Origin of the sequence: Paraburkholderia sartisoli, assembly GCF_900107685.1 — a bacterium.
Taxonomy (GTDB): domain Bacteria; phylum Pseudomonadota; class Gammaproteobacteria; order Burkholderiales; family Burkholderiaceae; genus Paraburkholderia; species Paraburkholderia sartisoli.
This window is the reverse complement of sequence record NZ_FNRQ01000002.1, coordinates 483836-510369: the sequence shown is the minus strand read 5'-3', so window position 1 is coordinate 510369 and position 26534 is coordinate 483836. Positions and strand designations below refer to the sequence as shown.

20 protein-coding genes are annotated in these 26534 nt (G+C 64.1%); 18 read left to right on the top strand and 2 right to left on the bottom strand.

Annotated elements, in window-relative coordinates; translation table 11 throughout:
• Positions 1 to 204: 204 nt before the first annotated feature.
• A complete protein-coding gene (locus BLV45_RS09480) occupies positions 205 to 402 on the top strand; it encodes a DUF3311 domain-containing protein (protein ID WP_090532106.1) in 198 nt (65 codons plus the stop codon).
• Positions 399 to 1880 carry a monocarboxylate uptake permease MctP gene (mctP, locus tag BLV45_RS09475; protein ID WP_090532104.1) on the top strand — a complete coding sequence of 494 codons (1482 nt, stop codon included), beginning with the start codon at positions 399 to 401 and terminating at the stop codon, positions 1878 to 1880. The genes BLV45_RS09480 and mctP overlap by 4 nt, the downstream gene beginning before the upstream one ends.
• Positions 1881 to 2122: 242 nt before the next feature.
• Here mctP and pal read toward each other — a convergent pair whose 3' ends face one another.
• On the bottom strand, positions 2123 to 2626 hold the full coding sequence (gene pal / locus BLV45_RS09470; protein ID WP_143130405.1) for a peptidoglycan-associated lipoprotein Pal: 504 nt from the start codon (positions 2624 to 2626) through the stop codon (positions 2123 to 2125).
• Between the two features lie 945 nt (positions 2627 to 3571).
• Here pal and BLV45_RS09465 point away from each other — a divergent pair.
• From BLV45_RS09465 to BLV45_RS09410, 12 genes are all read left to right on the top strand, one after another.
• Positions 3572 to 5272: an FAD-dependent oxidoreductase gene (locus tag BLV45_RS09465; RefSeq protein WP_090532102.1), complete on the top strand. Its 1701-nt coding sequence runs from the start codon at positions 3572 to 3574 to the stop codon at positions 5270 to 5272.
• A 76-nt stretch (positions 5273 to 5348) separates the two neighbouring features.
• Entirely contained in the window at positions 5349 to 6785 is a 1437-nt protein-coding gene (locus BLV45_RS09460) for an aldehyde dehydrogenase family protein (protein WP_090532100.1), read from the top strand.
• Positions 6786 to 6798: 13 nt separating this feature from the next.
• Positions 6799 to 8577 (top strand): thiamine pyrophosphate-binding protein, encoded by a 1779-nt coding sequence (locus BLV45_RS09455; protein WP_090532098.1) that lies wholly within the window; start codon positions 6799 to 6801, stop codon positions 8575 to 8577.
• Between the two features lie 101 nt (positions 8578 to 8678).
• Entirely contained in the window at positions 8679 to 9911 is a 1233-nt protein-coding gene (locus BLV45_RS09450; protein WP_090532097.1) for an ABC transporter substrate-binding protein, read from the top strand.
• A 32-nt stretch (positions 9912 to 9943) separates the two neighbouring features.
• On the top strand, positions 9944 to 10813 hold the full coding sequence (locus BLV45_RS09445) for a branched-chain amino acid ABC transporter permease (protein WP_090532095.1): 870 nt from the start codon (positions 9944 to 9946) through the stop codon (positions 10811 to 10813).
• Between the two features lie 68 nt (positions 10814 to 10881).
• Positions 10882 to 13422 carry a branched-chain amino acid ABC transporter ATP-binding protein/permease gene (locus BLV45_RS09440; RefSeq protein ID WP_245753174.1) on the top strand — a complete coding sequence of 847 codons (2541 nt, stop codon included), beginning with the start codon at positions 10882 to 10884 and terminating at the stop codon, positions 13420 to 13422.
• Complete coding sequence (locus BLV45_RS09435) at positions 13419 to 14276, top strand: sugar phosphate isomerase/epimerase family protein (protein ID WP_090532091.1); 858 nt, start codon at positions 13419 to 13421, stop codon at positions 14274 to 14276. The genes BLV45_RS09440 and BLV45_RS09435 overlap by 4 nt, the downstream gene beginning before the upstream one ends.
• Positions 14273 to 15190 (top strand): NAD-dependent epimerase/dehydratase family protein, encoded by a 918-nt coding sequence (locus tag BLV45_RS09430; RefSeq protein WP_090532089.1) that lies wholly within the window; start codon positions 14273 to 14275, stop codon positions 15188 to 15190. Before BLV45_RS09435 ends, BLV45_RS09430 begins: the two co-directional genes overlap by 4 nt.
• 2 nt (positions 15191 to 15192) lie before the next feature.
• Entirely contained in the window at positions 15193 to 15615 is a 423-nt protein-coding gene (locus tag BLV45_RS09425; protein ID WP_090532087.1) for a cupin domain-containing protein, read from the top strand.
• A 22-nt stretch (positions 15616 to 15637) separates the two neighbouring features.
• A complete protein-coding gene (locus BLV45_RS09420; protein ID WP_090532085.1) occupies positions 15638 to 16603 on the top strand; it encodes an NAD-dependent epimerase/dehydratase family protein in 966 nt (321 codons plus the stop codon).
• Between the two features lie 29 nt (positions 16604 to 16632).
• Positions 16633 to 17376: an SDR family oxidoreductase gene (locus BLV45_RS09415; protein WP_090532083.1), complete on the top strand. Its 744-nt coding sequence runs from the start codon at positions 16633 to 16635 to the stop codon at positions 17374 to 17376.
• 19 nt (positions 17377 to 17395) lie between these two features.
• A complete protein-coding gene (locus BLV45_RS09410; RefSeq protein WP_090532842.1) occupies positions 17396 to 18925 on the top strand; it encodes an FAD-dependent oxidoreductase in 1530 nt (509 codons plus the stop codon).
• 14 nt (positions 18926 to 18939) lie between these two features.
• Here BLV45_RS09410 and BLV45_RS09405 read toward each other — a convergent pair whose 3' ends face one another.
• Positions 18940 to 19950 carry a LysR substrate-binding domain-containing protein gene (locus tag BLV45_RS09405; protein ID WP_090532081.1) on the bottom strand — a complete coding sequence of 337 codons (1011 nt, stop codon included), beginning with the start codon at positions 19948 to 19950 and terminating at the stop codon, positions 18940 to 18942.
• Positions 19951 to 20009: 59 nt separating this feature from the next.
• Here BLV45_RS09405 and BLV45_RS09400 point away from each other — a divergent pair, with 59 nt between their 5' ends.
• The 4 genes from BLV45_RS09400 (at position 20010) to BLV45_RS09385 (ending at position 26505) form a co-directional block, all read left to right on the top strand.
• Positions 20010 to 21008: a LysR family transcriptional regulator gene (locus tag BLV45_RS09400; RefSeq protein WP_090532079.1), complete on the top strand. Its 999-nt coding sequence runs from the start codon at positions 20010 to 20012 to the stop codon at positions 21006 to 21008.
• Entirely contained in the window at positions 21005 to 22408 is a 1404-nt protein-coding gene (gene tcuA / locus BLV45_RS09395; protein ID WP_090532077.1) for an FAD-dependent tricarballylate dehydrogenase TcuA, read from the top strand. The genes BLV45_RS09400 and tcuA overlap by 4 nt, the downstream gene beginning before the upstream one ends.
• Positions 22395 to 23570, top strand: a complete 1176-nt coding sequence (gene tcuB / locus BLV45_RS09390) for a tricarballylate utilization 4Fe-4S protein TcuB (protein ID WP_090532076.1) — start codon at positions 22395 to 22397, stop codon at positions 23568 to 23570. The genes tcuA and tcuB overlap by 14 nt, the downstream gene beginning before the upstream one ends.
• Before the next feature lie 652 nt (positions 23571 to 24222).
• Positions 24223 to 26505: an FdhF/YdeP family oxidoreductase gene (locus BLV45_RS09385; RefSeq protein WP_090532075.1), complete on the top strand. Its 2283-nt coding sequence runs from the start codon at positions 24223 to 24225 to the stop codon at positions 26503 to 26505.
• The last annotated feature ends 29 nt before the right edge of the window (positions 26506 to 26534 follow it).

Genomic DNA, 26534 nt, shown 5'->3' with positions numbered 1-26534 from the left:
TCACGAAGGCGAATACTACATCCCCGCAGCGTGTCGCGCCTTTCGGCGTGCGTTCGATGCGCCGGGGTTGTATCGGCGGCCGCGCTCTGGCGCCGTGCAAAAAGCAAGCGCCGGTTTTGCCGTCCAATATCAGGTAACCGGTTTTCCGCGTGCCCGGCCACAAGCCACGGCGCGCGGTTTCAATAACAGACTTAGGAGACGTGTGTGGAGACCTCTCAATCCACCGGCCGTTCATGGCTATGGCTTATCCTGCTGATCCCGTACATCGCGTTACTGTGGTTGCCGTTCTATAACGACACGCGTCCCTCGTTCGCTGGCTTTCCGTTCTTCTACTGGTATCAGTTCTTGTGGGTTCCGTTGACCTCGTTACTGATTTACGTCGTGTATCGAGGTGTCAAATGAGCGATGTCAATCCTGTGAACCCGGTCGCGATGACCGTCTTTATCGCCTTCTTTGCGCTCGTCACCGTGATCGGTTTTTTCGCCGCGCGCTGGAAGCGGGGCGACCTGACGCAATTGCACGAGTGGGGCCTGGGCGGCCGTCAGTTCGGCACGGTGATTTCGTGGTTCCTCGTGGGGGGCGACTTCTATACCGCCTATACAGTGATCGCGGTGCCCGCACTGGTGTATTCGGTGGGGGCGTATGGCTTTTTTGCGTTGCCGTACACGATCATTGTCTATCCGTTCGTGTTCGCGGTGATGCCGAAGCTGTGGAAGATCGCTCACGCGAAGAACCACATCACGGCAGCGGATTACGTGCAGGGTGAATACGGCGGCAAGTGGTTCCCTGCTGCGGTTGCGATCACGGGTATCGTCGCGACGATGCCGTATATCGCGCTACAGCTGGTGGGTATGCAGGTGGTGATCAAGGGGCTCGGCGTGAGCGGGGAAATGCCGCTGATCGTCGCCTTCGTGATTCTTGCGCTGTACACGTATGCAAGCGGTTTGCGGGCGCCGGCGATGATCGCGTTCGTCAAGGACATCATGATCTACATCGTCGTGATCGCCGCGGTCTGGCTGATTCCTGCGAAGCTCGGCGGCTACGCGCACGTGTTCGATGCAGCCGATACGTATTTCAAGGCCAAGGGCGGCGCAACCGGGATTATTCTGAAGCCGGCGCAATTCACCGCTTATGCATCGCTGGCTTTGGGCTCGGCACTGGCGGCGTTCATGTATCCGCATACGATGACAGCGGTATTGTCGTCCTCGTCGGCGAACACGGTGCGCAAGAACGCGATTTTTCTGCCGGCGTACACGTTGTTGCTGGGGTTGATTGCGTTGCTCGGCTATATGGCGATTGCGGCCGGCGTGCATGTGAAGTCGGCGTCCGACATGGTGCCGGCGCTGTTCAACACGCTGTTCCCGTCGTGGTTCGTCGGCTTTGCGGCCGCGGCCATTGCGATTAGCGCATTGGTGCCCGCCGCGATCATGTCGATTGGCGCGGCCAATCTGTTCACGCGGAATTTGTGGCGTCCGCTCGTCTCGCCGAATATCACGCCTGAGGCGGAGGCATCGACTGCGAAGATCGTTTCGCTGGTCGTGAAGTTCGGCGCGCTGTTGTTTATTGTGTTTTTGCCGACGCAGTATGCGATTGATTTGCAGTTGCTGGGTGGGGTCTGGATTTTGCAGATTTTCCCGGCTATTGTGTTTTCCTTGTATACGCGGCGGCTGAATACGCCGGGGTTGTTTCTTGGGTGGCTTGTCGGGATTGTGATCGGGACAGGAATGGCCATTTCGCAAGGGCTTAAGCCGGTGTTTGCGCTTCATATCGGCGATGCCAGCTATCCGGTTTATATCGGGTTGATTGCGTTGGTGGCTAATGTTGTGGTTGGGTTTGTTGTGTCGGTTTTGTTGCCGCGAAGGGGGGGCGTGGTGGTTTGAGGTTTTTGTTTGGGGGGCTGGCGCTTTGTTGGTTTGTTTGCCTGCGGCGTTGGCCTTTCGTTGTTTTCTTCGTGGTCTATTAGCGTTCGCCCTTGTGCGGGGCAGGCACTTTCTTTGCCGCCGCAAAGAAATGTAAGCAAAGAAAGCGCCACTCCCCGTCCCGTGGCTTCCGCCGCAGCCTCGGGGCGGGGAAGTCCCTTTCATTCTTTAGTGGCCGATCGCGTTTTTTCAGGCACGCGGACTTACTGATAAGCCAGATCTGCCCGCCGGTTCTGCGCCCACGATGCCTCGTCGTGACCCAGGGCAACCGGCTTTTCTTTCCCGAAGCTAACCGCCTCTAGTTGCGAGTCGGGAACGCCCAGCGTCTCCAGATCGTGGAGTACCGCTTCCGAGCGCTTTTCACCCAGCGCAAGGTTGTATTCACTTGTTCCGCGTTCGTCGGTGTTGCCCTGAATCCGCACATGATGATCCGGATGGGCTCTGAGATACTTCGCATGGGCTTCAAGCAGCGGTTGATAGTCGCTCTTGACCGTATAGCTGTCGAAATCGAAATAGATGCTTCGCTTCGCAAGCGGCCCATTGGGATTATTCAGTTCGTCGACTACCGTGGGTCCGACATTTGCCGGCTGACTGCTTGCGGCGTTGCCCTGAGTGGCGCCTCCCTGCTCGTTCATCTTTACACCCGAATGACACCCGGCAAGAACGCTCGCCATGAGCATGGCTGCGCAGAATCCAATCCTGGTCATGGCAGGTCTCCTCTGACCGAAGGCGCCATCGCGCCTTCACAGGACTACTGTTACCGCTCGAGAGCGGGGATAGGTTGACGTTACGGACGACGTTATTCGATTGATACGCAAGACAGAGATTCAGGTTTCAACCTTCGATACTCTACGACATGGGGCAGGCAATTTCGCCTCTTTTTAATCCCGGCTGGTTGCCACGCTTCATCGTACTCTTAAGCACGGGTTAAAGGCCACTCACGATTCCAGTAAACAACGGGTTCGATGTCTGGCCCGCGATCTATAACGAGTCTTATGTGACCTGTCATTTCGACATGAATAATGCCACCTCGGTTCACGATCAGCGAGCCTTATTGAACCGGAATCAGCACGGTGAAAGGGTTCTGAAACATTTGTCTCGCGAGAGCAGGTTTCGGTCAACGAATCTCGTTGCTTAAGCCTCGTTTAAGGAAGGCGAAATAAATTAGCTTAAGGTTGCCTGCCAGCGTTGACAGGCGAAACGTCCGGACGTCCCCCGGGTTTTGTGCTGGGGACGACCTTTTGGGATCCGGTGTCCTCAACCGGATCCGTTTTTTCCTGCGTGCCGCGACGGCACGTTGCGAACGTCGGCCTTGCGAGGCTCAATTAAGATTTCGTCGGGCAGTCCGATAGCTCGTGTTCTCATGGGAGAGGTTGACCGCTTCCTCTCCGGCATCAAACCATTCCATCGCATAACCTATGCAAGCGCCCTGAGCGCTTTTCATCATCCGTGGCCCTCGCTGTCTTCGTTCGACAAATCTACAAGAGAGGCGACCACACCACCGCTTTGCACCCGCGCCGCGGATTCCAGTCGTCATCGTGTGCAAACGAAACGCCCGCCGCGCAAAACAGACAGCCATAGCAGAAAGCGATAACCGCTATCGGAAATCGGTAGTCCCGTCCTCGCGGCTCGCAAGCTTACACTGCGTCACCATGATTGATGAAAACTACGATCTGGTTGTCGTTGGGGCGGGCGCTGCGGGGCTCGCGGCCGCATGCGCTGGTGCGGCGCAAGGCGCTCGCGTACTGCTGGTCGAGCATACCGGCCGGATTGGCGGTACCTCCGCGATCTCCGGCGGCATGGTGTGGATTCCCGCGAACCACAAGATGAAGGAATGCGGCCTCGATGACAGCGACGAGATGGCCCGTCGCTACATCGAGCAGACCGTGCCCGCCGCGACGCATGATGCGAGGATGCGCGCCTTTCTTCGTGACGGCGACGCCGCAATCCGTTACCTCGAAGCCCATACCGCGCTGAAGCTAAGGCCGGTGCGCCGCTATCCCGACTACTACCCCGACCTTCCCGGCGCGACGGCAGGCGGGCGCGTGCTCGAACCCGTTCCATTCGATGGCCGCGAACTCGGCGAGGATTTTGCGCTGCTGCGCGATCCGCTGCCCGAGTTCATGTTGTTCGGTGGCATGATGATCGGCCGCGAAGACATCCCAAAGCTGCGCCGGATCGGAAAGTCGCCCGCTGCGACATGGGACGTGCTCAAGCTGACCGGCAAATACGCGTTGCAGCGCCTGCGTGCGCATCGCGGCACGACGCTCGTGCTGGGCAACGCGCTGGTCGCGAGGCTGTTCAAGTCGGCGCGCGATCTGCACGTCGAGATCGCACTGAACGCGCGCGTCGAACGACTCGTACTCGAAGATGGCCGCGTGACCGGACTCGACGTGCGCATCGACGGTCACGAAAGGACCGTGCGCGCGCGAGCAGTCGTGCTCGCGACGGGCGGTATCTCACACGATCCAGCGCTGCGTGCCTCGTTCGTGCCGGCCCATGCCGGGCACAGATCGGCCACCGTGGATGCACGCGCGCAGCAGGGCGGCGTGCGCCTCGCGCAGGCGGCGGGCGCGGCGTTGAGCCCGCCGTCGCAAGGCGTGGACGACGCGCTTGCGTTCTGGGTGCCGGTGTCCTGCTGGCAACGCGAGGACGGCACCTCCGCCATGTTTCCGCACACCGTGACGGATCGCGCGAAACCGGGATTGATCGCGGTGGACCAGCACGGCAAACGGTTCGTCAACGAAGCAGTCTCGTATCACGAGTTCGTGCGTGCCCAGCTTCGCCATGCGGACGCCGCGATTCCTGCATGGCTCATCTGCGACAGCCGTTTTCTCTGGAAATACGGGCTCGGCCGCGTGCGTCCGTTCGCGCTGTCGACCCGGCGCGACGTCGCGAGTGGCTACCTCAAGAAAGCGCACACGCTCGACGCGCTGGCCGACAGCATCGGCGTCCCCCGCGCGGCGCTTCTTCATACCGTGCAGCGCTTCAACGCCGACGCAAGAGAAGGGCGCGACGACGAATTCGGTCGAGGCGGCGACATCTACCAGCGCCATCTGGGCGATGGCGATCACAAGCACAATCCCTGCGTTGCGCCGATCGAGCAGGGCCCTTTCCACGCGGTCTGCGTGTTTCCCGCCGACCTCGGCATGGCCGCCGGCCTCGTCACCGATGAACATGCGCGCGTGCTGCGCGCGGACGGCACGCCGGTCGACGGACTCTACGCGTGCGGCAACGACATGCACGCCGTGATGAACGGCGCGTACCCCGGGCCTGGCATCACGCTCGGCCCGGCGCTGGTTTTCGGCGTGATCGCGGCGCGGCATGCATCCGGCCATAAGCTGACCGTATAGGTGGTCTCGGAAAACAATAGTTTTGCTCGCGAAACGGCGAGCCTACACTGCTTTCTACCGCATGGAGCCCAATTCGATGACCGATTCATTCACCGCACTGCCCGAGGTACGACTGCTGATAGACGGCCAGTGGGCCGATGGCGGCGACCGCATGGCAGTACACGACAAATACCGGCTGACGCCGTGCGCGAACCTGCACGTCGCGTCGCACGAACAGGTGCGCATGGCGGTGACGGCGGCACATCGCGCATTTTCCGCGTCCACGCTGACGCCGTATGAACGAGGCGCCGTGCTCGAGCGCGCCGCGGCGTTGCTCGAACGCGATTCAGCGCATCTCGTCGCCGCGTTGCAGACCGAGGGTGGGTTTACGCTGACCGACGCGCAGGGCGAGGTCAAGCGCTGCCAGCAGACATTCAGGCTCTCCGCCGAGGAAGCACGCCGGCTCGCCGGCGAGATGGTGCCGCTCGACGGCGCGCCGCAGCAGGGCGGCCGTCTCGGCTTCACGATTCGCGTGCCGCTGGGCGTGGTGTGTGCGATCACGCCATTCAACGCACCGCTGAACACTGTCGCGCACAAGGTCGCGCCTGCGCTCGCCGCTGGCAACGCAGTCGTGCTCAAGCCTTCGACGCACACGCCCACGCTCGCGAATCTGATGGCGTCGAGCCTGCTCGAAGCCGGTTTGCCGCCGGGACTCATCACGGTGGTGCATGGCGGCGCGGAGGTGGCGGGGTGGCTGATCGACGAGCCGGCTGTGCGCTTCTTCGCGTTCACGGGCAGCACCGAAGTCGGACGTTCGATTCAGCAGCGTGCGGGCCTTCGCCGCACGCAGATGGAGCTTGGCAGCATCGCGTTCACGATCGTGGGCGACGACGCCAATCTCGACCAGGCGCTGCCGAAGATCGTCGCCGCGGGATACAGAAAGGCGGGCCAGGTCTGCACGTCGATCCAGACGCTGCTGGTGCAACGCAGCCGCATGGCGGAGGTCAAGGCGCGTCTGACCGAACTGGTGGGAGAACTGCGCTTTGGCGACCCGCGCGATCCGTCGACGCTGGTCGGCCCTGTCATCAGCCTTGCTTCGGCCGAGCGCATCGAGCGCTGGATCGACGATGCGGTGGCGCGCGGCGCGGACAGACTCGTGGGCGGCGCGCGCAAGGGCGCGGTCGTGCCGCCGACGCTGCTCACCGGCGTCGATCAGGGTTCGCCGGTGAGTTGTCAGGAAGTGTTCGGCCCGGTGATGTCGATCGTGCCGTTCGATACCTTCGACGAAGCCATCGATCGTGTGAATGCGACGCCGTACGGCCTCGCGACCGGGTTCTTCACGAACCGCATCGACGTGGCGCTGAAGGCCGCGCGGCGCCTGCACGTGGGCGGGGTGCATATCAACGAGACGTCGAGTTCGCGCGTCGATCTGATGCCGTACGGCGGGAGCAAGGACTCCGGCTTCGGACGGGAAGGGCCGCACTACGCCGTGCGCGAGATGAGCGAAGAACGTTTGATCACACTGAGTGCATGAAGGGGACGATGCAATGCCGATGATGAAGGGCGGTCAACTGATCGCCGAGACGCTGGTCAAGGAAAAGGTGCCGTACGTGTTCGGCATCTGTGGTCATGGCAATGTCGGCATCCTCGATGCCCTGTACGACGTGCGCGACAAGCTGCAGATGATCTCTCCGCGCCACGAGCAGTGCGCCGGGCACATGGCCGATGCGTATTTCCGCGTGAAGCACCGGCCCGTCGCGACGCTGACGTCCACCGGTCCGGGCTCGGCGAACATGGTGATGTCGCTCGCCACCGCGCTGTCCGACTCGTCGGCGTTCATGGCGATCACCGCGAACGTGCCGACGTCGCAGCACAATCGCGGGCCGTTCCAGGAACTCTACCGGCACAATCAGGCGGACTTCGCGCAGGTCATGCGGCCGGTCGTCAAGCGCGCCTTCCAGCCGACGCGCGTCGACATGCTGCCGCTCGCGCTGCGTCAGGCGATGGACACGATGGTCACGGGCCGCCCCGGTCCGGTGAATCTCGACATTCCGTACAACGTGTTCCAGGAAGAGGCCGACGTCGAACTGCCGCCTGCTTCGCAGATGGACCGGCCGGCGCGGCCCGGCGCGAACGACGCCGATATCGCCGCCGTGCTGGACCTGCTTGGCGCCGCGCACAAACCGGTGCTCTTCATCGGCCACGGGGCGACGCTCGCCGAAGCGGGGCCTGAGCTGGCCGAGCTGCAGAAGACGCTGCGCATTCCGGTGATCACGTCGCCGAACGGCATGGGCTGCGTGCCGGCGGACGACGCGCTGACGCTCGGTTTCATCGGTCGCAACGGGGCGTATCCCGCCAACGAGGCGGGCCGTCATGCCGATCTGGTCATCACGATCGGGACGCGCTTTGACGATCGCTCGTCGTCGAGCTGGCATCCGGGCTACTCGTGGAATTTCCCGAAGACGCGGCTCGTCCACGTGGATATCGATCCAGAAGAGCTGGGCCGCAATTACCCGACGACGATCGGCATCGTCGCTGACGCCAGGGTGTTTACGCGCCAGCTGCTCAACGCGCTGCCTGGCCGCCCCGCGATCGAAGCGAAGCGTTACGCGCCGTGGGCCGAAGAAGTGCTCGGCTGGGTGCGCCAGTGGGAAGCGTTCGTGCGTCCGCACTTCGGTGACTCCACCAGTCCGTTGAGGCCGGAGTTCGTGGTCGGCACGCTGCAAAAGACGCTTCCCGACGACGTCATCCTGTCGCTCGATTCGGGCGTGCATCACAACTGGTTCATGCAGTTCTGGAAGCCAAAGCGCCCGCAGAGCATGTTGAACAGCTGGGGCTATTCGTCGATGGGCTTCGGCGTGTGCGGGGCGCTGGGTGCGCAACTGGCCGCGCCGGACCGGCCCTGCGTCGCGGTGGTCGGAGACGGCGGCTTCACGATGGCGCCCTACGTGCTGTGTACGGCGGTGGAATACAACCTGCCGGTCGTGTGGATCATCTGGAACAACTTCGCCTGGGGCGCGATTCGCGACCTGCAATATGGCCTCTTCGATGGCCGCGAGATCGGCACGGCCTTCTACAAGGGGCAAACCGGCGAGCGCTACAACCCCGACTTCGCGGCATGGGCGCGCGCGTGCGGCGCGGATGGGATGACCGTCACGCGCTCGCAGGACCTCGGCCAGGCCGTGGAGCAGGCAATCAGGAACAGGCGGCCCTGTGTGATCGACGTGCATGTGGACGCCGAAGTCAGACCGCCTTCGACCGGCACGTGGCAGTTGCCGCCGATTCCGTATAAAGAGCCGGTCTACGGCAAACCGTACATCGCGTAGCGGCAAACACAATCACAACGAGAGAGCCGTCGTTCAACCCAGGCTCCACGGCGTCCCGCGACACCAAACGGCGGGCGCCACCCCTCAAAGGAGACAAAACCATGAATTTCCGCAATCCGCGCGGGCGGGTAGGCCTTCGCTCGCTCTTCGCCATCGCCATCGGCCTCGCTTTCAGCGCCACGGCGCTCGCACAGGGCACCGAGCCCGTGCGCATCGGGCTCATCTATTCAAAGCAGGGGCCGGGTGCCTCGATCGGCCAGTTCCTCGACCGCGGCAGCGAACTGGCGCTCGCGCAGGCCGGCGGCAAGGTGCTCGACCGGCCGGTCGAACTCATATGGCTCGACGAACCGAACCCGCAGGTGTCGCAGCAGAACATGCAGAAGCTCATCGGGGAGAACAAGGTCGTCGCCGTCGTGGGCGGCAACTACAGTTCGTCCGCGCTCGCGATGATGAGCGTCGCCAACCGTTCGAAAATTCCGTTGATCCTGCCTGGCGCGGCCGCCAGCGAAATCACCGGCAAGGATTGCAGCCGCTATACGTTTCGCACGCAGGCCACGGTGCCGGTGCAGATTGCCGGCGTGATGCCATACCTGTCGCAGATCGGCAAGAAGGTGTATTTCCTGACGCCTTCGTATGCGTTCGGCCAGGACGTCCTGCGCTCGGCGCGTAGCCGGCTCAAGGAGAACGGCATGACGGAGGTCGGTGTCGACGAAGTTCCCGTCAACACGGCGGACTACAGCTCGTACATTCTGAAGATCCGTCAGGCGAAGCCGGATGTCGTGCTCGGCGGTCTCGTCGGCGGCGATTTCTCGAACTTCCTGAAGCAATGGAACGAGATGGGCATGAAGGACAAGATTCCCTACGTTGCCGTCGCGGTGACCGATACCGACTTCTGGGACGTCGGCCCGCAGGCGTCGACGGGCATCTACGTGAAGCCCTGGTATTACAACAATCCGAAGAACACGGCCGCCGAGAAGAAGTTCACCGCCGACTTCGAGAAGAAATACGGACAGCCTCCGTCGGACAAGGCGTGGTCGGGCTGGATCGCGATGCGCTCGCTGCTCGAATCGATCAACGCCGCGAAGTCGACGGACTCGAAGGCCATCGTCACCCAGCTCGAGAAGTGGAAGGACACCGCCGGCCCGTTCCCGTTCTATTACCGCGAATGGGATCACCAGCTCGTGCGTCCTTCGGTGGTCGTCAAGGTCAAGTCGAAGATCACCGACAAGTACGACTTCTTCGACGTGGAGAGGGCGACGTCGAGCAGCGCTGCCGAGACCGAGAAGGCGTTCGGTGACCGGCAGGAAGTCGGCTGCAACATGCCGCCGCTGTAACGCGCGGCGACCGTACGATCCAGGGGGGCATCATGCTCGATACGCTTGTTTCCCAGTCGGCCAACGGACTGGTGCTGGGTTTTGTCTACGTGCTGATCGCCGTGGGCCTGTCCATCACCTTCGGTCTTCTGGGTGTGATCAATTTCGCGCACGGGGCCTTCTTCGCGTTAGGCGCCTATGTCGCGTACCAGCTCTTTCAGATGTTCGGCTGGCCCGCCGTCGTGCTGGCGCCGATCGTGGTCGGCGTGATCGGCATGGTGGTCGAGGTCGTCATCATCAGGCGGCTCTATGGCAAGGAGCCGCTCTCCAGCCTGATCGTCACGTTCGCGCTGGCGCTGCTGATCGAGGCGCTGATCCGCCTCTTCTGGGGGGCCGACGGCAAGCCGTTCAACCAGCCTGATTTCCTCGCGGGCATTGTCGAGGTCGGACCGCTCCTGATCACGAAATACCGGGTTGCCGTGCTGGTCGTGACGCTCGCGACCCTGCTCGGGCTCGGCGCGTTTCTCGTCTGGACCCCGTATGGGCGCATCCTGCGCGCGGGTAGCCGCGATCCGGAGATGGTGGAGCTGCTCGGCATCAATCTGCCTCGCGTGATGACCGGCGTGTTCGGACTCGGTTGCGCGCTGGCGGCGATCGCCGGTGTGCTGGCCGCGCCGCTCTGGACCGTGTCGCCTTCCATGGCCGCCAACGCGATCATGCCCGCGTTCGTCGTCGTCGCGATTGGCGGTCTCGGTTCGTTTGCCGGCGCGGTGGTGGCGGGGCTGGCGGTGGGCATCGTGACCTCGCTCACGATCCAGTTTCAACCCGATGCGGCGGCCGCGTCCATGTATGCGCTGATGTTCCTCGTGATGCTGTTGCGTCCGCGCGGATTGTTTGGAGAACACTGGGAGCGCTTCGAATGAACATGCGCACAAATACAACTGCGCCAACGAACGCAGGCTCAAGGGCGCAGGAACGGAACCGCCTGCCTGTGTGGCGGCATCCGGTCGTCGTGATGGCGGTGGTGCTGGCCGCCGTCTCGGCAGCCGCGCTTGCGCTCGGCATGCCGATCGACCGCATCACGCAGATCGCGATCTATACGCTGTATGCCGCGGGCACGAACTTCCTGATCGGCTATCTCGGACTGGTGCCGTTCGGCGCGTCGTTTTTCTTCGGCTGCTCGAGCTATGCGCTGGCCATCGCGTCCGGTTTCTGGGGCGGCAACGAGATCACCGGCGTGCTGGTCGCAACGGGCTTTTCGGTGTTGCTGGCACTCGTGATCGGCGCGCTGATCCTGCGTCGCAAGGGTCTCTACTTCTCGCTGCTGACGCTCGCGTGTTCGCAGATCGCGTTCGAGATCGCGTACAAGTGGACCGCGGTGACGGGCGGCGAGAACGGCATCCAGAATGTCCCGCGGCCGCTCTTCGGCTCGGCACTGTCGTTCCATGCGTTCACGCTGGTGGTCGTGCTGGCGCTGTCGTGGTTCCTGTGGCGCGTCGCGCATGCCCCGTTTGGCCGTCTGATGCAGGCGCTGCGCGACAACGAGCAGCGCGTGACGAGCCTTGGCTACGATGTCTATGCGACACGCCTGATCGCGCTTCTGATCGCCGGGGGGACGATCGGCGCGGCGGGCGGGCTGATGGCGCTGCTGCTGCAGGGCGTGTATGCGAACAACCTGAACTGGCAGCACGCGGGCGATCCGGTCCTGATGGCCGTGCTCGGCGGTGTGCACCAGTTCCTCGGGCCGCTGTGGGGTGCGATTACCTTCATCGTGCTGGAAGACCGCTTGAGCGCCATCACGGAAAACTGGTGGCTGTTCTTCGCGCCGGTCATCATTGTCATGGCGCTTCTGTCGCCGGAAGGCATTCAGGGCTTCCTGCAGCGTTTCGGCAAGCGTCCCCGCTGGACGCTCACGCGACACCGCATTCCCGCGCGGCCGTCGCACATCCCGCCGTATCGTCCGCTCGATGCCGGCGGCGACGAAAGCCAGACGGTGCTTTCCGTGCAGAACCTGTCCAAGCGGTTCGGCTCGATCGTCACGCAGGACGGCATTTCGCTCGACGTGAAGCGCAACCAGCTGCACAGCTTCATCGGGCCGAACGGCGCGGGCAAGACCACGTTCTTCAACATCCTGACGGGTTTCCTCCTGCCGGACGAAGGCCGCATCGTGTTCGAGGGCCGCGACATCACGCGCCTGCCGGCGCATCGGCGCGCGCGTCTCGGGCTCGCGCGGTCGTTCCAGATCCTGAGCGTGTTCCCGAACCTGAGCGCGTTCGAGAACGTGCGTGTCGCCGTGCAGGCCGCGCGTCGCCAATGGCGCGGTTTCTGGCGCGATGCCTATACCTGTGAGGAAGCGAACGCACGCGTCTGGTCGCTGCTCGATGCAGTCGGGCTCGCCGATCGCGCCGCCGACGTGTGCGCGGAGCTGTCCCACGGCGAGAAGCGCCTGCTCGAAATCGCCATGACGCTGGCGACGAGCGCGAGGCTGCTGCTACTGGACGAGCCGCTCGCGGGACTGGCGGAATCGGATCGCCAGATCGTCGCCACGCTGATCCGGCGTCTTGCGAGTTCGCACGCGGTGCTTCTGATCGAGCACGACATCGACCGCGTGCTGGCGCTGTCCGATCGCATCACGGTGCTGCACCAGGGCCGGCTGATCGCCGACGGCTTGCCCGCCGCCGTCGCGCATGATCCGCAGGTGATCAGCGCCTACCTCGGCGATTCGGGCACGGCCGTTGCCGCTCCGGCGAGGATCGCACGCGCCGACGCCGCATCTGAACCGGCGCAGGCTATCCCGACGGCGCGCGCGCTGCTGCAGCTCGACCAGGTGTGCGCGGGCTACGACGGCGGCACGGTACTCGACGGTGTCGATATGACCGTGTACGCCGGCGAGGTCGTGGCGCTGCTTGGCCGCAATGGCGTCGGCAAGACCACGCTGTTGCGCACGATCACCGGGACGCTGCACGCCACCGCCGGCCGCGTGAACTTCGACGGCAAGGACGTCAGCGCGATGCGCGCCGATCTCATCAACCGGCTCGGCATTTCACTGGTGCCGGAAGGGCGGCGGCTCTTCCCCAACCTCACCGTGCAGGACAACCTGAAGATCGGCGCTCGCGACGGTGGCGCACCGCTCGACGAGATCTGCGAGCTGTTTCCCAAGCTGCGCGTGCTGATGCGCTCGCGCGCGGGCAATCTCTCGGGCGGCGAACGGCAGATGGTCGCGATTGCGCGCGCGCTGATGGTGCCCAGCAGCCTCATCCTGCTGGATGAGCCGTTCGAGGGCCTCGCGCCAGCGGTCGTACATGAGGTCCGCGAGGCGGTGGCGAAGCTGACCTCGCGGGCGAGCCTCGTGATCGTCGAGCACCATGCGCAGTCCGTGCTGACAATGGCCGACCGTGCTTACGTGCTCGTCAACGGCAAGGTGGCGTTCGGCGGCAGCGCGAAGGGACTGGCGGCCGACACGGCGCTGCAGGAACGCCTGCTCGGCGTGACGACGGCCGGCCCCGAAGAACGCTCGCGGGAGACGGCATGACGACTCCGGACACGAAGCAACGGGCGAGGCCGCTCGGCGTGAACACCTACGGCTACATCTGGTCGACCCCGGCGGCCGATTGCGTACGGTGGCTTGGCGCGCTCGGATATCGCGAGTTCGAGCTGGTGCTGAACCCGCCGCACCTCGCGCTGGATGAGTTTGCGTCCGGCGAGCGCAGGCGGCTTGCCGCGTCGTTCGCGGCCGAAGGTCTGGTCGTGCGCTCGCTGAACGTGCCGAGCCTGGATCACAACCTCGCCAGCCCGATGCGGCGCATGCGTGAGTACTCGGTCAATCTTTTCATCGATGCGATCGATCTGGCTGCCGATCTCGGCGCGACGCATCTGGTCGTCGTGCCCGGCCGCATGAGTCCGCTCTTTCCGCCATCACATGAGCAGCGCGAAACATGGATGCGCGAAAGCCTCGACGCACTGCTTCCACGTGCCGAGCGGCAGGGCGTGACGCTCGCGCTGGAGAACGTGCCGTTCGCGTCCTTTCCCGATGCCACGACGCTCGGCGCCTTCGTGCGCGGATACGGTTCGCGCTCGCTGGCGGTCTGCTATGACGTGGCGAACGCGCATTTCATCGGCGAGTCGCCTGGCGCGGGTTTGCGGGCATTACGCGAACTCGTCCACCTGGTCCATCTGTCGGATACCACGCGAAGCGCGTGGCGCCATGACGAAGCCGGTCTTGGCGACATGCCCTTCGCGCAGGTACACACCGCGCTGGACGACATCAACTTCGAGGGAACCTGCATGCTTGAAATCATTTCGTCTGAACCGGAAGGCGCCATTCAGCGCAGTCACCGGGCGCTGACGGCGTTCGGCTTCGCGCCAGTCGCGCGGGGGGGCGCATGAGCCGTATTCTGGTCACGGGCGCCGCCGGCCTGCTGGGCCGTTTCGTGGTCCGCGAACTGCGCGCGCACGGATATGACGTGCGCGGCTTCGATCGTCGCGCGGGCGATGCCGGCATCGAATGGATTGTCGCGGACGTGACCGACCCCGTCGCGGTGAAGCGGGCGATGCAGGGGATCGATGCCGTGCTGCACATCGCGGCGGTGCCGAACATCTGGTCCGGCGACGGCGCGACCATCATGCACGTCAACACGCAGGGCACGTGGCTTGTGTTCGACGCGGCCGAGGCCGAGGGCATTCAGCGCGTGGTGTTCTGTTCGAGCGATTCGGTTGCGGGCTACACGGTGCGCGAAGGCCGGATGATGCCGCCGCGCTATGCGCCGCTCGATCTCGCGCATCCGCTGAACGCGACGGACCCGTATGCGTTGAGCAAGGTGGCGGGCGAGGACATCGCGCGTGCGTACGCCTTGCGCGGCATGTCGGTGCCGGCGTTGCGCACGGTGTTCGTCGCGTATCCCGAGATGGCGGGCGAGATCGTCGCGCGCGCCAAAGATCCGCTCAACTATCACGCGCCCGTGGCCGGTGGACCGTCGACGGCGGGCGGCGGCCCGCTGCATCACCATATCGACGCGCGTGATCTGGCCCGCGCGTTCCGCCTTGCGCTGGAGTTGCCGATGCAGCCCGGCGAATTCGAGCGCTTCTATCTGTCGGCGAGCGTCACGCTGTCGCCGGAGCCGACCGTCGAGCGCCTGCGCCGCCTCCACGGCGACGCGGTCGAGATTCGCGATCCGGCGCATTACCGCCGCAATCCGTTCGCACCGCTTTACGACCTCACACACGCCGCGACGCGGCTCGGCTTCGTGCCCGAGTTCGACCAGCGGCATCTGCTGGCCGGCCTGCCCGGCTTCGAGAACTGACCATGACGACCCTCATCCCCGACGACGGACAATTTAAAAACGCGGCAAAGGAAAAACAGGCCGTGACGCGCAACCTGGGCGAGCTGCTGTGGGTGCAATACCCCGGCCACTTCAACCAGGCGCTTTCCAAGGCGATCGTGACACCGGAGACGGTGGGCAGCCGCTTCTTCGACCATCGCATCTCCTGCTATGAGCCGGGCGCCTATGTCGAGAACCACGTACACAAGGTGCAGGAGCAGATCTATCACGTGCTGTCCGGTGAGGGCATTTTGACCGTCGACGGCGAGCGCCGTCTGGTTCGCGCAAACGACGTGACCTATATCCCGCCCGGCGTGCATCACGAATTTCACTGCACCGGCACGGACACGCTGGTCTTTCTGGTGATCACCAGCCCGCCGACCGACGAAGAACCGCAGCCGCGCTAAGGCTGCACAACGAGAGAAGACCATGAAGAAGATTCTTGTCACGGGTGCAAGCGGCTGGCTGGGCACGGCGATCGTGAAAGCCCTGCTCGCACGCGGCGATGCGGTTATCGGCACCGACATCGTCATCAGCCCGGCGACGACGGCGCTCGCCACGCGTTATCCGACGCTGACGGCTGTCGCCGCGGACCTGTGCGAGTGGCACCAGGTGTTGCGCCTCCTGAACGATCATCGTCCGGACGCGGTGATTCACGCCGCTGCCATCGTCGGCGTCGTTCAGTGCGCGGATATACCGGTCAAGGCCAATCGCGTGAACGTGGAGGGCTCCATCAATCTGTTCGAGGCGATGCGCCTGGCGAGCGTCAAGCGGATCGTGCATGTCAGCACCGAGGAGACGTACGGCGATTTCACCGCGCCTTCGATCGACGAGGAGCATCCGCAAAAGCCCGTCAGCGTGTATGGCGCGACGAAGCTCGCGGTCGAGCATTACGGACGCATGTACTCGCGCGATCACGGGCTCGAATGCATCAACGTGCGCACGTGCTGGGTGTACGGGCCGCATCTGCCGCGTCTGCGCGTGCCGCGCACGTTCATCGAGGCCGCGCTGCGCGGCGAGGCGCTGCATGCACCCGACGGCGCGGACCTGGCCGTGGATCAGGTCCATGTCGCCGACACCGTGGCGGGCCTCCTGCTCGCGCTCGACAAGGAAACGCACCGTCACGACAGCTACAACATCGCGACGGGCGTCGCGCCGACGATCGCGGACGTCGCCGAGGCGGTCAATCGCGCGATTCCGGGGGCGCGCATCAGTGTGGGCAGCCGCGGTCCGTACCGGCACGGCGGCGCGATCCTCAGCGCGAGGAAAGGCGCGCTCGACATCAGCCGGGCGCGCGCGGAACTGGGATATGAACCGCGCTACGACTTGCAGCGGGGCATCGAGGCGACTATCGAGGAAACTCGCGCCGCGCTTGTACACCCTGCCGTCGCCTAAAACCATTACGCAGGAAAGAGGAGCAGGCAATGAACAGTATCAAGCCATTGGCACTGGTATTCGGCGGATCGCGTGGTATCGGCGCGGCGTGTGTGGATGTGCTGGCGCGTGACGGAATGGACGTCGCGTTCACGTACGCGAGCCAGCCTGCGGCGGCGCACGAACTGGAAGACAAGGCGCGCGCACACGGGGCGAAAGTGCGCGGCTATTGCGTCGACATCCGCGATGCGGCGGCCGTGGACGCCGTGTTCGCCGAGACCCGGCGCGACTTCGGCCGTCCGGTGCAGGCGGTGATCGCCAACGCCGGCATCAACGTGCCGCCCGCGCCCGTCGCGCAGTTCGGCGACGACGATTTCCGGAGCCTCATCGAGGTGAACATCGTCGGCGCGTTTCATGTGTTGCGCGCGGCGGCGCGCGAGGTGGCCGACAGCGGTGCGATCGTCGCGCTGACGACTTCGCTGGTGCGCCATGCGGTGCCGGGCGTCGGCCCGTACAGCGCGACCAAGGCGGCGGTGGAATGCCTTGTGCGGTCGATGTCGAAGGAGCTGGCGGCGCGCAACGTGCGCGTCAACGCGGTGGCGCCCGGACCGGTCGACACCGACCTGTTTCGCGCCGGCAAGACCGAGGAGGCGAAGCAGCGCTCGGCCGGCATGAGCCCGCTGAACCGCGTCGGCAGGCCGGAAGAGGTGGCCGACGTGGTCGCGTTCCTCGTCTCCGGGAAGGCTTCGTGGGTGGACGGCCAGATCGTTCAGGCCAACGGTGCGCTCGTGTGACCGCCTGGGCGCAAAAAAGATGCTGACACGAAATCGTATCTATCCGCCGGCCGGTGAGACCGTTGACGTCGTGGTTGTCGGCGCGGGCGGCGCCGGGCTCGCGGCGGCGATCGAGGCGGCGGAGTCCGGCGCGCGTGTCGTGTTGCTGGAGAAGAACGATGCGCCGGGCGGATCGACCGCATGGTCGATCGGCTCCGTGAGCGCGTCGCAGACGCCGCATCAGCGCGCCCAGGGTATCGCGGACACGCCCGAGGCGCACTGGGAGGACATGCCGGGCTTCGCGGGCGATCTCGCGGACCGCGACAACGACGCGCTGCGCCGCATCCTGTGCGACGCGATGCCCGACACGTTCCAGTGGCTGCTCGACAGCGGCATACGGTTCATGGGGCCGATGCCGGAGCCGCCGCATCGCGTGCCGCGCATGCACAACGTGCTGCCGAATTCGCGTTCGTTCATCTACCACCTCGTGCGGCGCGCGCGTCGATGCGGCGTCGACATTCGCGTGCGCGCGCGGGTGACGGAACTGGTGCTCGAACAGGACGGCGTGCGAGGCGTGCTGGTCGAGTGCGGGGGCAGTGCGGCACGACGCATCGACGCGCGTGGCGGCGTCATTCTCGCGGCGGGCGATTTCACGAACAGCCCCGAACTGAAGGCCCGTTTCATGGGGCCGCAGGAAGCCAAGGTCGACGCGGTGAACCCGACCGCCACCGGCGACGGCCAGCGCATGGCCGAGCGCTGCGGCGCGCGGATTCTCAACGGCGACCTCGCGCTTGGTCCCGAGATCCGTTTCATCGCCCCGGCGAAGGAGAATTTCGTGCGCCGCCTGCCGCCGTGGCGCTCGCTCGCGGCCGTCATGCAATGGTCGATGAAGCATCTGCCGGACGCAATCCTGCGCCCGTTCCTGATGAAGTTCCTGACGACCGCGCTCGCACCCGCCCTCGCGTTATTCGAAGACGGCGCGCTGCTCGTCAACACGCGCGGCGAACGCTTCGGCGACGAGACCGACAGGCCCGCGTACCGCCTGCCCGACCAGCCGGACGGCATTGGCTATATCGTTATCGACGGCCGTATCGCCGAACGTTATTCCAGGTGGCCGCATTTCATCTCCACCGCGCCCGGTGTCGCCTACGCGTATCTGGCCGATTACCGGCGCAACCGTCCGGACGTCTATCGGGAGGCCGCCACCATCGACGGTCTCGCCGCCATGACGGGGATGGACGCCGGCGCGCTGGGCGCGAGCATCGCGGGCGCCGCGGGACCGAACGCACTCGCGCGCGCGCCGTTCATCGCGCTCGGTCCTGTGCGTGCGGTGTTCGTGCATAGCGAAGGGGGCTTGCGCGTCGATGAACAGCATCGCGTGATCGATGCGGGCGGGCAACCCATTGCGGGTCTGTTCGCCGCTGGTTCGACGGGGCAGGGTGGTTTGCTGCTCAAGGGGCACGGGCACCACCTTGCGTGGGCGTTTGCTTCCGGGCGGCGCGCCGGACGCCTCGCCACGATGGCAGCGAAGAGAACGTCCGGATCAGAAACCAGGGCCGAAACCGCATGAAGACGATGCAGGCATCAACTTTCGGCGTCGTGCAGCGAAACATCGTCGAATTCGATTTTGTCGGGTTCGGGCTCGGGCACTTCGAGCGGCGCCATCAGACGCACGCCTTGCCAGGTGTTGTTCTCGATGAGCGTGCGGGCAATGTGCTTGATCTCGTCGCGCACGATCGCCGCGGCTTGCGACAGCTTTTCAGGCGCGAGTGCGTACAGGTAGTTGCGACGGACCATCTCCGCGTCCGAAATGCGCAGGCAGCGCCATTGCTCAGGGGCGTTCTGCAGCGCATACACCGCCGCCATCGGCTTGATCGTCGCGCCGATGCCGTCGGCCACGCAGTGCATGAGAAGCGGCAACGAATCGATTTCCGCCACCGCGTCGACTGTCAGGCTCACGCGGTCGAACTCCAGCGTGATGCGGCGGCGCAGACCGTGCCCGGGGCTTGGCAGCACGAGCGGCAGCTTCGCCAGCTCGTGCAGCGTGATGTCCTTGCGGTGCGGCGCGATCATCTGGCTGTCGTGCGGCAGGATCACGAAGAGCTCTTCCTCCAGCAGCGATTCGACAGTCAGCTCCAGCGCGGCCGTCGTGCTGAACAGGATGGCGAGGTCGAGTTCGCCGAGGCGCGTCATGTGTTCGAGATGGCCGGAAAGCGCCTCGACGACATTGAGCACGATGCCGGGATACTTCGCGTTCAGGTGCTTGATGAGCGGCAGCCCGAGCGCGCACACCGTGGTCGGCGCCATGCCGAGGTTGACGTGTCCGCTGACGTTGGCGTGCTGCCGGCGCGCGACCGATACGGCCTGGTCGATCTGGCGCAGGATGAAACGCGCGTGATGGTAGAGCGCCTCGCCGTTCTCGGTCGGCTTGACGCCGCGCGAGGACCGCACAAGGAGCGGCTTGCCGACTTCGTCCTCGAGACGCGTCATCTGCTGGCTGAGCGCGGGTTGCGCGATGAACAACTGCCGCGATGCTTTCGACAGACTGCCGCTCTCGACGATCTGTACGAAGTACTTCAACTGACGCATGTCCATGTTTGATCCCTATGCGGAGCGTTGGGCGTACCGCATGTCTCCTTTTCTGGATGTAATCCATGTCGATTGCAAGTCTGACTTCTGCAACTGAAGACCAGGTCGAATTGCCCGTCGAACTTCGGCAACTACGCTATTTCGTCCGCGCGGTGGAACTAGGCAGTATAAGGCGAGCCGCGTCTGAATTGGGCGTGGCGGCTTCGCTGCTCGGTCAGGATATCGACAGGCTGGAAGCGCAACTGTCCACGCAGCTCTTTCGCCGCGTGCGTAGCGGCGTCATTCCGACCGATGCCGGATTCGCCTTCCTGCGCCACGCACAACTTACGTTGCAGCATGCCGTCGACGCGGTGGAGGCCGCGCGGCAGCAGCGGCTGGTGGGGCACGTGAGCGTTGGCCTGCCGCCCAGCACGGCCTCGGTGCTGGGCATACCGCTCGTGACGGCGATGCGCGAGCGGCATCCCGAGTTGCGCGTGCATCTGGTCGAGGCGCTCTCCGGGCATCTGGCCGCGATGCTCGACGCGCGGCAGCTCGACCTGGCGCTGGTCGCGCGTGGCAGCGCGGCGCGGCGCTGGAGCATCCGTCCGCTCGTCGACGAGCGCGTCTATCTGCTTGGCCGCGCCGATCTGCCCGGCTTCCCGGCAGTGGAGAGGGTGAATCTCGCCGAACTCGGGGCGTTGCCGCTCGTGATGCCGAGCGGCTCGCACGGGTTGCGCGCGTTGCTGGACATCGCGTTCGAGCGCGCGGGCGTGCAGCCTCAGATCACGCTGGAAATCGACGGTCTCGCGTTGCTGATGGACGCCGTGTGCGCGGGGCTGGGCGCCACGTTGCAGCCAGGCGCCGTCGTGTGCCGGGAACCGGGGCGCCGGTTGCGGGCCTTGCTGGTTGCCGACCCGGATGCGCGCAGACAGACGCTGATCGCGAGCCAGTGCGAGGATGAACTATCGCCTGCCGTGCTCGCCACGCGTGTCGTGATTTCCGATGTCGCGCGCGAACTCGTCGAGGCTGGACGCTGGCCGGGCACCACGTTTCACGACTTGAATACAGGAAGCGAAGACTCATGATCGACGTACTCGTGATCGGCGGCGGCAATGCCGCGTTGTGCGCCGCCTTGATGGCGCGCGAGGCGGGCGCGAGTGTGCTGCTTCTCGAAGCCGCACCGCGCGAATGGCGCGGCGGCAACTCCATGCACACGCGTAACCTGCGCTGCATGCACGATGCGCCGCAGGATGTGCTGGTCGATGCCTATCCCGAAGAGGAGTTCTGGCAGGATCTGCTGAAGGTCACCGGCGGCGCGACCGATGAAAAGCTCGCCCGGCTCGTGATCCGCGCATCGTCGACCTGCCGCCCATGGATGCGCCGGCACGGCGTGCGATTTCAGCCATCGCTGTCGGGCGCGCTGCACACCGCGCGCACCAACGCGTTTTTCATGGGCGGCGGAAAGGCGCTCGTCAACGCCTACTATCGCAGCGCCGAAGCGCTGGGCGTGCGCATTCGCTACGACGCGCGCGTGGAACGGCTGGAACTGCGCGATGGCCGCTTCGTGGCGGCATTCGTCGGCGACGAGCGTATCGAGGCGCGTAGCTGCGTGCTGGCCGCGGGTGGCTTCGAGTCCAACCGCGAGTGGCTGCGCGAGGCCTGGGGCCGGAACCCGGCGGGGGAATGGCCCGCCGACAACTTCCTCATTCGCGGCACACGGTTCAATACGGGGACGCTCCTGCGCTTCATGATGGACGCCGGCGCCGACATGACCGGCGATCCAACCCAGGCGCACATGGTGGCGATCGACGCGCGCGCGCCGCTCTACGACGGCGGAATCTGCACGCGTATCGACTGCGTGTCACTGGGCGTGGTGGTGAATCGCGATGCCCAGCGCTTCTATGACGAAGGCGAGGATTTCTGGCCGAAGCGATACGCGATCTGGGGCCGGCTCGTCGCGCAGCAGTCGGGACAGGTTGCGTATTCAATCATCGACGCGAAGGCGGTGGGACGTTTCATGCCACCGGTGTTCCCGGGGACAAAAGCAGGATCGTTGCCGGAACTGGCCCGCGCGCTCGACCTCGACGAAATGCGCTTCATGCAGACGATGAATGCGTATAACGCCGCATGTCGCCCGGGTCGCTTCAACCATACCGTGCTCGACGACTGCACGACAGCCGGACTTGCGCCGCAGAAGACACACTGGGCACGGCCCATCGATACACCGCCGTTCTTCGGTTACGCGCTGCGCCCGGGCGTGACTTTCACCTATCTCGGGCTCAAGGTCGACGAGACCGCGGCGGTTCGCTTCGGTAGCGAGCCCAGCCCGAATCTCTTTGTCGCGGGCGAAATGATGGCCGGCAACGTGCTCGGCAAGGGCTATACAGCAGGGGTGGGCATGAGCATCGGAACGGCGTTTGGGCGTATCGCCGGCAGTCAGGCCGCGCAGGCCGCATTGGAGGAGCGTCGACATGCAACAGCTTGAAGCCTTGACCCGGGAGGCCCGCGCGCTTGCACAAGGCGAGGCAAAGGTGATTCCGATTCACGCATTGACCACCGACGAAGCCGAGGTCGGGCGCATATTGCAGATCTGCAATGCGTGCCGCTATTGCGAAGGCTTCTGCGCGGTCTTTCCCGCGATGACGCGCCGGCTCGAATTCGGCAAGGCCGACATTCACTATCTGGCGAATCTCTGCCACAACTGCGGAGCGTGTCTGCATGCGTGCCAGTACGCGCCTCCGCATGAATTCGCCGTCAACGTACCGAAGTCGATGGCGAAAGTCCGCCTGACCACCTACACCGATTACGCGTGGCCGTCCGCCCTCGGTGTGCTGTACAAGCGCAACGGGCTGGTTCTCTCCCTCGCGCTGGTGCTTGGCTTTACGCTGTTCATGACGCTTGGGCTGGCCGCGAACGGCACGCTGTGGGGCGCCGTGAACGGAGGCTTCTACGCGATCTTCCCGCATAACCTGCTGGTCGGACTATTCGCGCCAGTGTTTCTTTTCGCGGCGCTCGCGCTCGGCGTCGGCGTGAGCCGTTTCTGGCGACAGGAAGAGGTCGGCCCGCCATCGGGTGCGGCGTTGGGCGAAGCCGTGCATGACGTGTTGTCTCTCAAGTACCTCGACGGTGGCCAGGGAGGCGGCTGCAACAACGCGGACGACGCCTTCACGCATGCGCGCAGACGCTTTCATCACTTCACGTTTTACGGCTTCATGTTGTGTTTCGCCGCCACCTCTGTTGCGACGCTCTATCACTACTTCATGGGCTGGTCCGCACCGTACGGTTTCACCAGCCTGCCCAAGCTGCTGGGCATTTCAGGTGGGATTTCCCTGATGGTGGGCACGGGCGGTCTCTTCGTGCTCAATCTGCGGCGCCATCCGTTGCAGCAGGACCTTGAACAGCGTCCGATGGATCGTGGGTTCATCGCGCTGCTATTTCTTACCGCGGCAACCGGCTTGATGTTGATGCTGGCAAAGGGCTCCGCTGCGCTTCCTTTGACGCTGTGCATCCATCTCGGCTGTGTGATGGCGCTTTTTGCCACGATGCCCTATGGCAAGTTCGCCCACGGGATTTTCAGATGCGCGGCGTTGCTGAAATGGACGATCGAGCGGCGTCAACCGAGCCGGCTGCAACTCGGCGACGACTGACGTCGTATGAACGGCAGTCGAAGCGATCTCGCCAGGTGAGAACAGCGATCGACGGCGGGAGGCTGCCGTCGATCGCGGGTTGTGAGTGCAGCAGGCAGGCCGTTGCGCGATTCCCCGGCATGACGGAACCGGCGTTCAGCATGAGATGGTCCGGCAACCCACGAGTGAGACTGCGGCTTGTTGAACTCACCATCGATGAACCGACGCCCCATTCAACTCCGTCTCCAGTCGCCTCCTCTCTAATTAGCCATCCCGGTTGAATGGTCATCGGACAGTTTTGCCAATAACTAACATCGGAGAAATCGCCGCTCACATGGCGATGATGTGTTCGTCGCCTTTCAGGCAGGATTCTCCAATGCCTGTCATCGGAAAAATCCAATATTCCCTTCTTCACGACCCGCTCATAGAATTGAATGGCGATTCAGCGTTTGCCATGCCCATCATGCTCTGGTGCCACGCGTAACGAGGAAGGCGATGTGTGTGCTTCGTCACCGGTCCGCCCCTGCATAAGTCGTCACGGGCTACGAGTCTGGAGTATTCGCCAATCACGCGAATGCGTTCTGTAATCTTTGTTCAGGCCCTGCGCCGTGATACGGCGTAACCTCAGGCAAGACAGCCTCCAGGTTTCCTGGAGCAGTTCATGGAGTCTCCTATGACCACGCGACGCGAAGTTCCAGGAATCCGGCCGTATGACGCACCCGCTGGAGGGTGGGGGGCGCTTCGGGCGACCGCTCAGGCGGTCCGGACACAAATGGAAAGCATCGAGGCACCGATTGCGTTGCTGCGGACCAATCAGCCCGACGGCTTCGATTGTCCGGGTTGCGCGTGGCCGGACAAGGAGCACAAGTCCACGTTCCAGTTCTGCGAAAACGGCGCCAAGGCGGTCACATGGGAAGCGACGACGAAGCGGGTGACGCCGGCGTTTTTCGACAACAATACGGTGTCGTCGCTGCTGCGACGTTCGGATTTCGAACTGGAGGATCTCGGCCGGCTCACGCATCCGCTCGTCTACGACCGCGCCACGGACAGATTCCGGGCAGTCGAATGGGACGACGCATTCGCGCGCATCGGTGAAGTGCTGCGCGGGTTGTCCTCTCCCGACGAGGCCGAGTTCTACACGTCAGGCCGGGCGTCGAACGAGGCCGCCTACCTGTTTCAGCTGTTCGCGCGGGAGTATGGGACGAACAATTTCCCCGATTGCTCGAACATGTGCCACGAGCCGACCAGCGTCGGGTTGCCCCAGTCGATCGGGATCGGCAAGGGCACGGTATCGCTGGATGACTTCGACACAACCGAACTCATCCTCTCGATCGGCCACAATCCCGGGACGAATCATCCGCGCATGATGGGAACGCTCCACGAATGCTCACGGCGCAACGTCCCGATCATCGTATTCAACCCGCTGCGCGAGCGCGCGCTCGAGCGCTTCGCCGATCCGCAGAGCGTCATCGAAATGGCGACGTTCGGATCGACCCGGATCGCGTCGACCTATTTTCAGCTCGATGCCGGCGGAGACGCGGCTGCCCTCAAGGGCGTCATGAAGGCGCTCCTCACGATGGACGCCGAACAGGGTAATACCGTTCTCGATCACGCGTTCATTGCAACGCACACCCAGGGGTTCGAGGCGTTCGCCGCCGATCTGGAAGCGACGTCATGGGACGATATCGAAAAGGCAAGCGGCCTCACCCGCGAAGATCTCGATCAGGTTGCCGTTGCCTACGCAAAATCGAACGCGACGATCGTCACTTACGGCATGGGCGTTACCCAGCATAACAAGGGGACGGCCAATGTCCGTCTGATTGCTGATCTGCTGTTATTGCGCGGCAACATCGGCAAGCCCGGCGCAGGCATCTGTCCTTTGCGCGGGCATTCGAACGTGCAGGGGAACCGCACGGTTGGCATCACGGAAAAACCGTCCGCCACCTTCCTCAAGCAGATGGAAGATGTGTTCGGCTTCACGCCGCCCGCGGCGCACGGGCACGATGCGGTCAAGGCAATGCAGGCGATGATCGCCGGCACCGCGAGAGCCCTGATTTGCCTCGGCGGAAACTTCGCGGTTGCGTTGCCCGATTCCGGGCAGTCGTTTGCCGCGATGAGCAGGCTCGATCTGAGCGTTCATCTCGGTACCAAGCTCAATCGTTCGCATCTGCTGGTGGCAAAAGAAACGTACGTGCTGCCTGTTATTGGACGCACGGAACTCGATATGCAGGCGACCGGGCGGCAGTCGATTACCGTCGAGGATTCCATGTCGATGGTCCACGCTTCTTCGGGCAAGCTGACGCCCGCGTCCGAACACCTGCTATCCGAGCCGGCGATCATTGCCGGTATCGCCCGCGCAACGTTGCCGGACAGCAAGGTGGCATGGTCGGACCTGGTGGCCGACTATGACAGGATTCGGGATCTGATCGAACAAACCGTGCCGGGATTCGAGGCCTTCAATGCACGAATCAGAGTGCCGGGAGGATTTCGCATGCCGCTTCCTCCGACGGAGCGCGTGTGGCCCACCCCGTCGGGGAAAGCGATGTTCTCGGTGTACGGTGGGGTAAAGGAAGACGCAGACGTGCTCGGTGCCGAAAATGTGCTGCGTCTCATCACGATCCGCAGCCACGACCAGTACAACACCACCATCTATGCCATGGACGATCGTTACCGGGGTGTGTTCGGCCGGCGTGACGTGCTGTTCATGAACGAGGACGATCTTGCCGTGCGTGGACTCGAACATGGTGACCTGGTCGACATTGAAACAATTTCAGAAGGCAGACAGCTTCGCCTGAAGCGGATCACGGCGATCGCCTACGACATCGCGCCGGGTTCAGTGGCGGCTTATTATCCGGAGGCCAACGTGCTGGTGCCGCTCGACTTCATCGACAAGGAGAGCGGCACGCCTTCGTACAAGTCTGTTCCTGTGCATGTCGTGCGCTCGGCGGCAGCCTGACCTTGATCGACCTCGACCTGCAGGATGCC